This is a genomic window from Streptomyces sp. NPDC016851 (assembly GCF_055562795.1).
Genome location: NZ_JBVHEP010000014.1, coordinates 90,299 through 103,805, shown reverse-complemented (window position 1 = coordinate 103,805; position 13,507 = coordinate 90,299). Strand labels below are relative to the sequence as shown.

The following is a 13,507-nucleotide window of genomic DNA, read 5'->3' as shown; positions in this document are numbered from 1 at the left end:
GCGGACACTTCGCGCTGCCGCCGACGCCGCAGCGGCCTACCGCGAACGCCGCAGGCTGCGCGCACGTACTGCGTGTGCGGTAGCCGGCCACTCGCCCGCGAGGCGGACTCGCCCGGGGCGGCGGCCGGTTAGGGTGCGCGCATGAGTGCAGGTGGGACCCGCGTACGGGCCCTTGTCGGAGACTGGGTCATCGCCGTGGGCGTGGCGGGGGCGCTGCTGGTCACGGGAGTGTCCGGGCAACCCTCGGCCACGGACCAGGACCTGCTCGGGTACGCGCTGCTGACCGCCGGCGGGCTGGCACTGGCCGCGCGCCGCCGGGCTCCTGTCCCCGTCCTGGCCGTCACCGGGGTGTGCGCGGTGGCGTATCAGGCGGCCGGCTTCGATGTGCCCGCCGTCGCCTACCTGTTCGCGGTGTACGCGGCCGTGCGGGCGGGACACCGGATTGCCGCGGTCGCCGCGAGCCTGACCGTGCTGGCCGCTCTCCCGCTCGCGGCTCTCGCCTCCGGCCTCCACGACACGGGTGAGGCGTTCGCGCAGGCCCGGGGCGCCCTCGAGATCGCCTGGCTGATCGCCGCCGGCGCCGCGGGAGAGGCGCTGCGGCAGGCCGAGCGGCGGGCGGACGAGGCCGAACGCACCCGGGAGGAGACCGCGCGACGCCGCGCCGACGAGGAACGGCTGCGCATCGCACGGGAACTGCACGATTCCCTGACCCATCAGATCTCGGTCATCAAGGTGCAGGCCGACGCGGCCGTCCACGTGGCCCGTAGACGAGGCGAAGAGGTGTCCGAGGCCCTGCTGGCGATCCGGGAGGCCGGTCGCGAGGCGGCCCGGGAGCTGCGCGTGACGCTGGAAGCGCTGCGCGACGACGACACGACCCCGCCGCGCGGACTCGACGACGTGCCCGAACTGGTGGAACGAGCCGGCGGAACCGGTCTGAAGGCGACCCTGACGATCGAGGGGCAGCGGCACGATGTGCCGGCCGCGGTGGGCCGTACCGTCTACCGGATCGTCCAGGAGTCGCTGACCAACATCGCCCGGCACGCGGACGCCGGCACGGCCTCGGTCCGCATCGACTGCCGTCCGGACGCCCTCGCCCTCCGCATAGACGACGACGGCAAGGCCACTCCCGCTCTCGCGCCGACGCCCGGCGTCGGACTGCAGGGCATGCGCGAGCGCGTCACCGCCCTCGGCGGCCGGCTGCGGGCGGAGCCGCGCGTCGAGGGCGGCTTCACCGTCCAGGCCGAACTGCCCCTGGACGGGGCGTCATGATCCGAGTCCTGCTCGTCGACGACCAGCCGCTCATCCGCAGCGGATTCCGCGCGCTCCTCGACCTGGAGGACGACATCGAGGTGGTGGCGGAGGCCGCCGACGGCGGCGCGGGCCTGGAACTCGCCCGGAAGCACCTGCCCGATGTCGCGCTCGTCGACATCCAGATGCCCGTCGTCGACGGCATCGAGGCGACCCGGCGCATCGCCGCGGACCCGGCCCTGGCCGGGGTGCACGTCGTCATCCTGACCAACTACGGCCTCGACGAGTACGTGTTCGACGCGCTGCGCGCAGGCGCCGCCGGATTCCTGGTCAAGGACATCGTGCCGGAAGACTTCCTGCACGCCGTACGCGTCGCGGCGCGCGGCGACGCCCTGCTCGCCCCCTCCATCACCCGCAAGCTGATCAACCGGTACGTCACCCAGCCGCTCCCCAGCCACACCGGTGCAGCGCTGGAGGAGCTGACCGGCCGCGAACGCGAGGCCGTCGTCCTGGTCGCGCGGGGCCTGTCCAACGACGAGATCGCCGACCGCCTGGTGATCAGCCCCCTCACCGCGAAGACCCACATCAACCGGGCCATGACCAAGCTCCACGCCCGTGACCGCGCCCAACTCGTGGTCCTGGCCTACGAATCCGGCCTGGTGGCCCCACGCGGCTCCTGAGGGAGGGCTACTGTACGAACACGCCGCGCTGCTCTCGGTCAACCGAGGAGGAAACCCGTGTCATCGCCCTGCGACCCCGAGCACGCTCCCGCCGGAGATGTGGGCGCGGCCCTCATGATGATCGACTCCCGGCTCAAGGCCGTCTACGACGGCAGATCCGGGACCGACGCCGAGCACCGAGCGCTGACCGAGCAGTTCGCCGCCTCCTTGGGGCCGCGCGGGGTCGACGACATCCTCGACGGCGCGTGCACGCTCATCTACATGTTCATGCAGTGGCTGCGGATGGCCTACGAGGACCACGACAAGGACGTCATCGAGTGCGTGGTGCCCAACCTCGTGGCCACGATGGGCATGATGCCCAGGAGCGTCCGTCCCGAGGCCATCCCCACCATGGCCGGCCTGCTCGTCGCGGCCGGCACCGGCCTGAGCCCGAGCCTGTGGCGCAAGCAGTACGGAGACTGGACCATGGACGAGATGAACCCCCTGGAAGCCACCGCCTTCCTCCTCGCGGAGCACATCAACCGACTCACCGACGACCGCGACTTCGCCACCCGCATGATCACCGAAGCCCTGACCAGGGCGGACGAGGCCTGAGTCACTTCACAGCAGCCGGAAGCGGTCCGGATGCGTCGGGTCTCGGTCGACGACCTGGATCGGTGGCGCGGCCCATTGCCACACGTTGATGCCCGGCACGCGGGAGAACCGGATCCGGCCGCGCGTGCCGGTCACATCCACGCGCGGCCAGGAGGCGGCCGTGCGCGCCCGGTCCGTGCCGTGCGTACGCAGCAGGTCGGCGAGGACGGTGATCGTGTCGTAGCCCTCGAAGGCCACGAAGGACGGTGCCTCGGCCAGGCGTTCGCGGAGGGTCGCCTCGACTCGTGTACCGAGTGGGCCGAGGCGCTCGGGCCGGTAGCGCAGAAACGGGATCGCCGCGCCCTCGTCGCCCAGCAGCGCCGCCCATTCCGTGAACTCCGGCTGCCCGGCCGGGGCACCGATCACGACCTCGGCGAGGCGCTGGTCGCGGCGGACGGACTGGACGATCGGCACGGCCGGTTCCGGGTGGCCGACCAGAAGGAGGAGGGCTGTCGCGCGGTGCTCGACCAGTTCGTCACAGACGGCCGTGGGGGTGAGCACGCCCGCGTCGAGCTCGATGACGGTGCCGCCGCGCGGAGTGAGGTGGTCCCGCAGAATGCGGATTCCGGACGCCCAGTAGACACTCGGCTGGGCGGCCACGGCGATGCGGCTGTGGCCCGCGCCGAGGAGGAAGTCCGCGTAGACCTGCCAGCCCCGGGACTGCGGCGGGGAGAGGCGCGCGACCCACTGCGTCGGCTGTTCGGTGAGCGCGTCGAGTACCGCTGACGAGCAGAGGAACGGCAGCCCGAGGGCGTCCGCCCTCGCGGCAGCGGCACGAGCGACGACGCTGTGATACTCCCCGGCCAGGGCGGCCACGCCCAGGCCGGCCAACTCGTCCACGGCCGCCGAAGCCCGCTGCGGATCAGCCGCGGTGTCCCGGACCACCATCTCCAGGGGCCTTCCGGCGATCCCGCCCGCGTCGTTGACCTCACCCACGGCCAGTTCCAGCCCGGCGAGCAGGTGCCGGCCCGCCTCGACCCACCCAGGCCGGGTCAGCGGAACGAGAGCACCGATCCGGATGGCTGATCCGTCAGTCCGCTCCGCTCCAGGGGGCCGTGGCGGCGTATTCATGGGTGGGCGCCTCCCGCACGACGATTCCGTTGCCGAAACCTACATCACCCCAGGTCCGGACGATCGACCGCCGACCGCACTCCCGCTCGCTGACCCGACGGCACCGCCGTCACCTCGGGCCGCCACACCCCAGGACGACGGCCGCCGGACGGGTGTTGGCCTACGCCCCGGGCTCGACCCAGGCCAGCCCGTCCTCCGACGCCACCAGACCGCCGGGGCGCAGCGGTGCCTCGGCCTCCAACGGGCCGCCGAACAGGCCCCGTTCCTGCAGGACGGTTCCCTCCTGGAACACCTGCCGGAACGTCTGGGACTCGTAGAGGGGATTGCGCAGATCGTCGGCGTCGGGGAGGCGGCGCACGGCTCGCTCGAAGTCGCCGGCGGCCGCGGTGAGCCGTTCACCCGCCGGCCCGGCTCCCGTGAGCGACGCGTCACCGGACGCCAGGCCGCCCACCAGCTCGACGAACGCCTCGAGTTCCGTCGTGCCGACGCTGGTGACCTTGCGCGCCTTCCAGAAGTACGACCGCTCGTCCTGGTGCAGATCGTAGAAGGAGACGAGGAACTCGTGGAACAGGCCGTACTCGTGCCGGTAGCGAGCCTCGAACTCGGCGAACAGACGCGTCTCGTCCGGGTTTCCGGCGAGGCAGCCGTTGATGGACCGGGCGGCGAGCAGCCCGCCGTAGGTCGCGAGATGGACTCCGCTGGACAGCACCGGGTCGACGAAGCACGCCGCGTCCCCGACGAGTGCCATGCCGGGCCGCCACAGCCGTGCCTTCCAGTACGACCAGTCCTTGCGGACGCGGACCTGGTCGTAGGGCCTCTCCGTGGCCTGCGGGACGCCGTCGAGGAAGCCGCGTACCTCCGGGCAGGCGTCGATCATGCGGCGCCAGGCGGTCGCCGGGTCCCGCTGGACGGCCTCGGCGTTCTCGCGGGCGACCACGGCTCCGACGCTGGTCAGGTCGTCCCGGAGGGGGATGTACCAGAGCCAGCCCTCGTCGAAGGCGGCACAGAAGATGTTGCCGTCGTTCGGCGCCGGGAGCCGCGCGCCGCCGGCGAAGTAGCCGAACACCGCGATGTTGCGGAAGAAGTCGGAGTGGATCCGCTTTCCGCCGACGTGCGCGTGGATCCTGCTGCCGTTGCCGGAGGCGTCCACGACATACCGGGCGGCGGCCTCGCGGACCTCACCGCCGGGGCCGGTCCAGCGCACCCCGCGGACCCGCTCCTCGTCGGCGAGCACACCGGTCACCCGGCAGCCTTCCCGTACGTCGACGCCGACGCGGCGGGCGTTGTCCAGGAGGATCGCGTCGAACCGTGACCGCTCGACCTGGTAGGCGAACGAGGTCGGGTCGGCCAGCCGGGGCGACAGCGCGAAGGAGAACTGCCAGGGGTCCGGGTTGCGGCCCCACCGGAACGTGCCGCCGCGCTTCGGCTTGAAACCCGCACGCGCCATCTCGTCCTCGACACCGAGGATCCGGCACACGCCGTGCACGGTGGAGGGCAGCAGGGACTCGCCGATCTGGTACCGGGGGAAGGTCTCCTTCTCGACGAGGAGGACGCGATGGCCGCGCAGGGCGACGGCCGCCGAGACCGTGGCCCCGGCCGGGCCGCCGCCGACCACGATGACGTCGAAGTCCTGCGGGGGCTGCGCGGAACTCATCGGTCTCCCTTCGCCGTTCGCGCGTCGATCCAGGTGCGGATCGCCGACACGGTCGTCTCCGCGTGTTCCCGCATCATCGTCAGGTGGTCTCCGGGGACGTCCACGACGTCGTGCGCCGCGGGCCAGGACGTCCGCCAGTCGTCCGCGTCGGCGGAGGCCGCCATGGCGGGCGTGGGCCGCAGCGCGCGTACGAGGAGCGTGGGCGTGGCGACCGGCTCGGGGTCCCAGTCGAGGAAGATCCGGTTGTAGGCGCCGATCGCGGCCAGGGCGCTGTCGTCGTCCCCGGTGACGAGGGGTTGCCCGGTGCCGTCCTGCGAGGGGTGTTCCCGCGGCGGTGGGGCGCCGAGGGACAGCAGCCAGTCCTTGCCGCTGTTGACCGGCGTGATGTGGTACGTGTCCAGCAGCACCAGGCCGGCCGGCGCCCGGCCCCTGTTCTCCAGCTCGTGGGCCACCACGTGCGCCACGTTGCCACCGGCCGACCGTCCTACGATCACGAAGGGACCGTCCCCGACGTGCCGCAGCACGCTCTCGGCCTGCGTACGCGCCAGCGCGTCGCGGTCCTGCGGCACGGCCGCGCCGGCGCCGATCCCGGGATGCGGGAACTCCAGGACCTCCAGGGCCTCCAGGGCGTCGAGATCGTCCTGGAAGGCGCGGTGGAAGGGAGGGAAGTCCCCACCGTCCGACGCGAGCGACGGATGGTAGGCCGGGAAGTAGACGATCGTCGGTCCTCCGGAACCGGAGCGGCCGGGGGAGCGGCGGATCGGGGGCAGCGCGTGCTCGTGGCCCCGCTCGGCCGTGAAGGTGGGCAGCGCCCAGGACGCGGTGACGAGCAGATGCATCGCCGCCACCGGTTGTCCGGCGGCGCCGACCGTCCGGAAGAGCGAGGAGAGGGTGTACGCCGACCGCGCGGGCACCGCGGTGTCGGCGGCTCCCGAGGCCTCGGGGGCGGCTGCCGCGGCGGGTTCGCCGTCCAGCAGACCCAGCAGGTGGCGTGCCAGTTCCTCGGCCGTACGGTGCTCGAACACCACCGCGGCCGACAGCCGGAGCTTCAGCGCCATGCTCAGCCGGTTGCGGATCTGCACGGCGGTGAGGGAGTCGAACCCCAGGTCGGCGAGGGACTTGCCGGCCGGGAGCGCGTCGGCGTGCGGATAGCCGAGCACCGCGGCCACGTCGGCCCGCAGCAACTCCACGAGCGCCGGCCCCCGTTCGCCGGAGGGCAGCGGGGCCAGCCGCTTCCGCCAGGCCCCCGGCTCCAGCATCTGGCCGGGGGAACCGGGGTAACCGGGGGAGCCGGTATAGCCGGAGGGGCCCGAGGACGTCGCCGCGGCGGTCGGCCGGTCGTGCCGGACGAGTCCGCGCAACGGCGGTGGCAAGTGCCCCGCACCGATACCGCCCGACCGAAGCGCCGTCCGGTCGAGCAGGACCGGCGCCAGAACCGGTTCCGTCGAGCCCAGCGCGGCGTCGAACAGGGCCATGCCCTGCGGTGTGGACAGGGGCATCAGCACCTCACGTGCCTGTGGGCGCTGCCCCGCCGCCATGCCCCCGGCGTGCTCCCACGGCCCCCACGCCAGCGAGACCGCCGGCAGCCCCTCGGCGACGCGGTGGAGGGCGAGGGCATCGAGGAACGAGTTCGCGGCCGCGTAATTGCCCTGTCCCGCCCGGCCCAGCAGCCCGGAGACGGAGGAGAACAGGACGAACGCCGAAAGCCCCATGTCCCGGGTCAGTTCATGCAGATGCCAGGCCGCGTCGGCCTTCGGCCGCAACACGGCCGCCATCCGCTCGGGGGTGAGTGAGTCCAGCACGCCGTCGTCGAGAACCCCGGCGGCGTGCACCACAGCGCTCAGCGGCGGCTCGCAGCGCCCGACCACCTCGGCCAGCGCGGCCCGGTCGGCCGAGTCACAGGCGACGATGCCGACCCGAGCCCCCAACTCCTCCAACTCGCCGCGCAGTTCCGCTGCTCCGGGCGCCTGCGGCCCACGGCGTCCGGTCAGCAGCAGATGCCGTACGCCGTGTTCGGCGACCAGGTGACGAGCCAGCTCCGCGCCCAGCGCGCCGGTGCCTCCGGTGATCAGCACCGTACCGTCCGGATCGAAGGCAGCTCCCGCGCCCGAAACGGCACCGGACGCGGCCAGCCGTGGAACCGTCACCAGCCCGTCGCGCACCCGGATTTGAGACTCACCGGTGGCGACGGCCGACGGCAGTATCCGCACCGATTCGGGCCGCCCGTCGACGTCCACGAGGACGACCCGACCGGGCAGCTCCGACTGCGCCGCGCGCACCAGTCCCCAGACCGCCGCACCCGCCAGGTCCGGCACCGGCCCGGTGGCGTCCCGCGTGACCACGACCAGCCGCGATCCCGCCGTGCCCGGGTCGTCCTGCCAGTCCTGGAGCGTTTTGAGTACGCGCCCCGTCAACTCGTGCGTGGCCGAAAGCGGATCGGAGCCGGTGGCACGGGCGACGGCGGTGATGGCGACGACTTCGGGATCCCCGCCGCCGGGCAGGAACTCGGCGAGGTTCAGCTCGTCCGGCCCGCGCACGGCCCACGCGCGCCGATCGGCGCCGCCGGAGACGTCGAGGACATCCCACTCAGGGCGCAGCAGAGCCCTTCCCACGAGACCGTCCGCCATGCCGACCCCGTCGACCCCGTCAGCCCCGTCGGCCCGGCCTGCCCAGTCGGCCGGGAGCTCCCTGGTGGCCAGCGAGTCCACGCGTGCCACGAGCCGGCCCGACGGGTCGGCCAGGGTCAGCGAAACCGTGTCCGGGCCCCTCGGCGTCACCCTGACCCGCAACTCCGTGGCTCCCGAGGCGTGCAGGCTCACACCGCTCCACGCGAACGGCACCCGGACCGTGCTCGTGTCGGCGGACGCGGCCAGCAGCGGCGCGTGCGACGCCGCGTCGAGCAGCGCCGGGTGGAGTCCGAAGCGACCGGCCTCCGAGGCGTGGGATGCGGGCAGCCGGACCTCCGCGAAGACCTCGTCGCCGCGCCGCCAGACCGCGCCGACCCCCTGGAAGGCAGGCCCGTAGGCGAGTCCGACGTCGGCGAGGGCGGCGTACGCGCCGGTGAGGTCCACGGCCTCGGCGCCCTGCGGCGGCCACTGGGCCGGCTCGTCCTGCGGAGCGAGGCCCCGGCCCAGCTGCCCGGAGACGATCCGGGTCCACGGGCCACCCTCGGCGGACTCCTCCGGCTTCTCCCGCTCGCCCCGCTCCTCCGGCGCTTCCGGCTCCTCCGGTCGGGAGTAGACGTCGACCGGCCGCCGGCCCGAGTCGTCGTCCCGCGCACCCACCACGACCTGGACCCGCACCCCCGCGGAACCGGACAGGACGACAGGCGACAGCATCACGAGTTCGTCCACCGCCCCGCAGCCCACCTCCTCGCCCGCCCGCAGGGCCATCTCCACGAACACCGTCGCCGGCACGACGACCCTCCCGGCGACGACATGGTCCGCGAGCCACGGCTGAGTCGCCAGGGACAACAGCCCCGTCAGCACGGTCCGGTCGGTGTCCGGCACCGGGAAGGCCGGCCCCAGCAGGGCCCCGGCGCCGACCGCCGCCGGGCGCGGCACGTCCAGCCAGTACCGCTGCCGCTGGAAGGCGTACGTCGGCAGATCCACGCGGCGCGCGCCGGAACCCGCGTACACCGCCGCCCAGTCGACGGCGGCGCCGGCCACATGCAGCCGCGCCACGGCCGACAGGAGTGTCTCCGGTTCGTAGGCACCACCACGGGTGGCCACGGCGAGAACGGGGCCGCTCGTGGGCGCGTCCCCCAGGCAGTCGGTGGCCGCCGCGGTGAGGACGGGCCCGGGACCGAGTTCCAGGTAGGCGGACACCCCGTCGTCCGCGAGACTGCGCACGGACTCGGCGAAGCGCACGGGCAGCCGGGCGTGCCGCGCCCAGTACTCGGGCGAGCGCAGTTCCGCGGGATCGGCGAGCCGGCCCGTCACGGTGGAGACGATCGGAATGCGCGGCGAGCGGAAGGTCAACTCGCGGGCCACGGCCAGGAATTCGTCGAGCATCGGCGTCACCAGGGGCGAGTGGAAGGCGTGACTCACGCGCAGCCGGACGGCCCTGCGGCCGCGCGCCTCGAAGCCGGCCGCGACCGCGAGCACCGCGTCCCGTTCCCCGGAGATCACCACCGCACGGGGCCCGTTGACGGACGCGACGGCCACCTGCGCCTCCAACCCAGCGAGCGCTGTGCCGACTTCCTCCTCGGTCCCGTCCAGCGCCACCATCGCGCCGCCCTCGGGTAAGGCCCCCATCAGCCGGCCGCGCGCGGCGACGAGTGTCGCGGCGTCCGGCAGATCGAGCACGCCGGCGGCATGCGCGGCCGCCAACTCACCGACGGAGTGGCCCACAAGCCGGTCGGCCCGCACGCCCCAGGACTCCAGCAGCCGGAACAGCGCCACCTCGAAGGCGAACAGTCCGGCCTGGGTGAAGTCCGTACGGTCCACCAGAGCCGCTTCCGGCGAGCCCGGATCGGCGGACAGCACGGCGCTCACCGGCTGGGGGAGACGGTCGTCCAGGTACCTGCAGACCTCGTCGAAGGCGTCGGCGAAAACGGGGAAGGCGGCGCGCAGTTCGGCGCCCATCCGGGGGCGCTGGGCGCCTTGCCCGGTGAACAGGAACGCCGTGCGGATCTCCGGGTCGGCCAGTCCTCGGACGACTCCCGGGGTGTCACGGCCCTGCGCGAACGCGCTCAGCGCGTCCAGCATCCGGGCCCGGTCACCGGCCGGCACGAGCGCGCGGTGGGGGAGGGCGGAGCGCGACACCGCCAGCGAGTGGGCGATGTCGGTGGGCGACAGGCCCGGCCGGTTCGCCGCCTCGGCCGCCAGCCGTCGGGCCTGGGCGCGCAGGGCGGTCTCGTCGGCGCCGGAGAGCAGCCACGGAACGGCGGTGGCGAGCAGCCCGGGATCGGGCGGCGCCGCCGCTGTCTCCGGGAGGAAGACCTCGGTCTCCTCCTCCGGCGCCTCCTCCAGAATCACATGCGCGTTGGTCCCGCCGATCCCGAAGGCCGAGACACCCGCTCGCCGGGGCCGGTCCGAGGCCGGCCAGGGCCGGGGCGCGGTCAGCAGTTCCACGCGGCCGGCGGACCAGTCGACGTGCGGTGTGGGCGAGTCGGCGTGCAGGGTCCGGGGCAGTTCGCCGTGCCGCAGGGCCTGCACCATCTTGATGACGCCGGCGACTCCGGCAGCCGCCTGCGTGTGCCCGAGGTTGGACTTCACCGACCCGAGCCACAGCGGCCGCTCGCGGCCCTGTCCGTACGTGGCCAGCAGGGCCTGCGCCTCGATGGGATCGCCCAGCCGGGTGCCCGTACCGTGGGCCTCCACCGCGTCCACGTCACCGGCGCGCAGCCCCGCGTCCGTCAGCGCCCGTGTGATCAGCCGCCGCTGTGCCGGGCCGTGGGGCGCGGCGAGCCCGTTGGAGGCGCCGTCGGAGTTCACGGCGGAGCCGCGGAGCACGGCCAGGACCGGATGGCCGTTGCGTCGCGCGTCGGACAGCCGCTCCAGCAGGACGAGCCCCACGCCCTCGCCCCAGGCCGTACCGTCGGCCGCCGCCGAGAACGACTTGCAGCGCCCGTCCGGCGACAGCCCGCGCTGCCGGCTGAAGGCGAGGAACGGCTTCGGCGTCGCCATCACCGTGACCCCGCCGGCCAGCGCCAGCGAGCACTCGCCCGAGCGCAGCGCCCGCGCCGCCCAGTGCAGTGCCACCAGTGAGGACGAGCAGGCCGTGTCGACCGTGATCGCGGGACCGCGCAGACCGTACACGTACGAGATCCGCCCGGAGGCCACGCTGCCCGCCGAGCCCAGCCCGAGGTGCGCCTCCAGGTCGTGGGGGCGGGTGAAGCGGGCGGAGTAGTCGGCGTACATCACGCCCACGAACACGCCGGTGTCGCTCTCGCGCACGGACACCGGGTCGATCCCGGCCCGCTCCCACACCTCCCAGGACGTCTCCAGGAGCAGCCGCTGCTGCGGATCCATCGCGAGTGCCTCGCGCGGCGAGATCCCGAACAGCCCGGCGTCGAACTCCGCTGCCCGGGGCAGGAACCCGCCGTGTCGCGTGTACGACGTGCCGATCCGGTCGGGATCGGGGTCGTACAGGGCGTCCAGGTCCCAGCCGCGGTCGGCCGGGAACTCCGAGATCGCGTCCCGCCCCTGGGACACCAACTCCCACAAGTCCTCGGGAGAGTTCACGTCACCGGGATAGCGGCAGCCCATGGCGACGATCACGACGGGATCGTCCTCGGGAGACCGGTCCGTTCCGCCGTGGGGCTGCGGGCGCGCCACGGGCCCGCCCTCGAAGAGCGCCCCGCGCAGATGCCGGGCCACCGCGGCCGGCGTCGGGTGGTCGAAGACCAGCGTCGACGGCAGGCTCAGACCGGTCAGCGCGCCGAGCCGGTCCACCAGCTCGACGACGCCGACGGATGTCATGCCGAGATCGGTGAACGGGCTGTCCGCGTCGGGCAGATCGCCCGGTGCGCGCCGGCAGACCTCGGCCGTTTCGGCGAGCACCGTCTCGCGTAACGCGCGCTCCTGGTCGCCGCGCGAGAGGGGCAGGAGCCGCTCCCGCAGGGCGGCCGGGGCGGTGCCGGCCGCGGCCGGGGCGGCCGGAACGGTGCCGGTCAGCTCGTGCCGGGCGATCTTGCCGGACGCGGTGCGCGGGACGGCGGTGATCTCGCGGATCTCGGCCGGCACCTTGTAGTCGGCCAGCCGGGTCCGGCACTCGGCGAGCACCTGCCGTGCGTCGAACCCGTCCGGCCCCGGTACGACGAAGGCGACCGGCACCTCGCCGAGCACGTCGTGCGGCATCCCCACGACCACGGCCTCGGACACGCCGGCGCACTGCGCCAGAGCCTGCTCGATCTCCGTGGGGTGGATGTTCTCGCCGCCCCGGATGATCAGCTCGCTGACCCGGCCGGTGAGCCGGAGATGGCCGTGCTCGACGCGGCGGCCCAGGTCGCCGGTGCGGTACCAGCCGTCCCGCAGCGCGGCGGCCGTCGCCTCGGGCTGCTCGTGGTAGCCGGTCATCAGGCCGGGCCCCCGCACCCAGACCTCGCCCTCGGCCCCGTCCGGGACGTCCTCGCCGCTGCGCGGATCGACGACCCGTACGTCCACGCCCGGAACGGGCGCCCCGCAGGAGCCGTCGACCCTCGGCCCGTCGGGACGGTTCACGGCGATCATGCCGCAGGTCTCGGTGCTGCCGTACGCGTCCAGCAGCGGCGCCCCGAGGGTCTCCTCCACGGCCGCGCGCAGAGCGGGACCACTCGGCGCCCCGGCCACGAGGCACAGCCGCAACGCCGGCGGGGCCTCGCCGCCCGGGTCGAGCAGCCGGTGATACGTCGCGGGGACACCGGCCAGCAGGGTGAAGGGCCCGCCGAGCCCCGCGTGCGCGGTGAGCAGCTCCTGCCGCAGACCGCCCGGCGGCAGCAGGTCACCGGCGATCCGGGCGCTCGCGCCCACGGCCGTCACACCCAGGATCGCCAGCGAGTGGCTGAAGCTGTGGAACAGCGGAAGCGGCCAGAGCAGCCGGTCGTCGGACGTAAGACCGAAGATCGGGGCGTAACAGGCGGCCACGGACCACAGCGCGGCCCGCTGCGTGGACAGCACGCCCTTGGGCCGGTGCGTGGTGCCGGAGGTGTAGAGCATCCAGGCCGGATCGTCGAGGCCGAGCGTGTCGATCTCCGCGTCCCCGTCGCTCTCGGTGTCGCTCTCGGCCGCGTCCCGGAACGACCGGGCGCCGTCCGGAACCGGCCCGCTGCCGGTGACCAGGGCGCCCAGGTCGTCGTACGGCGGTCCCAGGCGCCGCAGTTGTGCGAGGTGCGCGGCGTCGGTGATGACGAACGCGGCGCCGCTGTCCTGGAGGAAGTGGGCCAACTCGGCGTCGGAGGAGCGCGGGTTGAGCGGGACGCCGACCATCCCGGCCCGCAGGACGGCGAGGCAGCTCTCCACCGTCTCCACACGGTTGCCGAGACAGATCGCGACCCGGTCGCCGTGCCGCAGTCCCGTCCGGGTGAGGCAGACGGCCAGTGAGCGCGTGCGCCGCTCCAGCTCGGCGTAGGTGACGCCGCGTGCGGAGTCGGAGTACGCGACCCGCTGCCCGGCCACCTCGGCGTGGTGCCGTAACAGCTCGGGCACCGGTCGTATCAGCTCGTCACGCCTCATGTCTCCGCCTTCCGAACCCTCGCGCCGCAACGATGTTGAGCCTATGCGAACGGGGCTACCCGTAC

General features: G+C 73.8%; 6 protein-coding genes. 3 read left to right on the top strand and 3 right to left on the bottom strand.

From position 1 onward, the window contains the following. Positions 1-141 precede the first annotated feature (141 nt). From ACZ3I3_RS22920 to ACZ3I3_RS22910, 3 genes are read left to right on the top strand one after another with little or no spacing between them, the layout of a single operon-like run. Positions 142-1,269: a sensor histidine kinase gene (locus ACZ3I3_RS22920; protein WP_467367831.1), complete on the top strand. Its 1,128-nt coding sequence runs from the start codon at positions 142-144 to the stop codon at positions 1,267-1,269. Then, a complete protein-coding gene (locus ACZ3I3_RS22915; RefSeq protein ID WP_467367829.1) occupies positions 1,266-1,928 on the top strand; it encodes a response regulator in 663 nt (220 codons plus the stop codon). The genes ACZ3I3_RS22920 and ACZ3I3_RS22915 overlap by 4 nt, the downstream gene beginning before the upstream one ends. Positions 1,929-1,985: 57 nt before the next feature. Then, positions 1,986-2,522, top strand: coding sequence for a hypothetical protein (locus tag ACZ3I3_RS22910; protein WP_467367827.1), 537 nt, complete (start codon positions 1,986-1,988; stop codon positions 2,520-2,522). 6 nt (positions 2,523-2,528) lie between these two features. Here ACZ3I3_RS22910 and ACZ3I3_RS22905 read toward each other — a convergent pair whose 3' ends face one another. The 3 genes from ACZ3I3_RS22905 to ACZ3I3_RS22895 form a co-directional block, all read right to left on the bottom strand. Then, complete coding sequence (locus ACZ3I3_RS22905) at positions 2,529-3,632, bottom strand: ABC transporter substrate-binding protein (protein WP_467367825.1); 1,104 nt, start codon at positions 3,630-3,632, stop codon at positions 2,529-2,531. A 160-nt stretch (positions 3,633-3,792) separates the two neighbouring features. Further along, entirely contained in the window at positions 3,793-5,286 is a 1,494-nt protein-coding gene (locus ACZ3I3_RS22900; RefSeq protein WP_467367823.1) for a tryptophan 7-halogenase, read from the bottom strand. After that, the gene (locus ACZ3I3_RS22895) at positions 5,283-13,442 is read right to left on the bottom strand and encodes a type I polyketide synthase (RefSeq protein ID WP_467367822.1); all 8,160 of its coding nucleotides are present in this window, start codon (positions 13,440-13,442) and stop codon (positions 5,283-5,285) included. The genes ACZ3I3_RS22900 and ACZ3I3_RS22895 overlap by 4 nt, the downstream gene beginning before the upstream one ends. Positions 13,443-13,507 lie beyond the last annotated feature (65 nt).

Excerpts from the sequence above, each read along its gene's own strand:
- ACZ3I3_RS22920 (WP_467367831.1), top strand. The coding sequence starts at position 142 with ATGAGTGCAGGTGGGACCCGCGTACGGGCCCTTGTCGGAGACTGGGTC.
- ACZ3I3_RS22915 (WP_467367829.1), top strand. The coding sequence starts at position 1,266 with ATGATCCGAGTCCTGCTCGTCGACGACCAGCCGCTCATCCGCAGCGGA.
- ACZ3I3_RS22905 (WP_467367825.1), bottom strand. The coding sequence starts at position 3,632 with ATGAATACGCCGCCACGGCCCCCTGGAGCGGAGCGGACTGACGGATCA.
- ACZ3I3_RS22900 (WP_467367823.1), bottom strand. The coding sequence starts at position 5,286 with ATGAGTTCCGCGCAGCCCCCGCAGGACTTCGACGTCATCGTGGTCGGC.
- ACZ3I3_RS22895 (WP_467367822.1), bottom strand. The coding sequence starts at position 13,442 with ATGAGGCGTGACGAGCTGATACGACCGGTGCCCGAGCTGTTACGGCAC.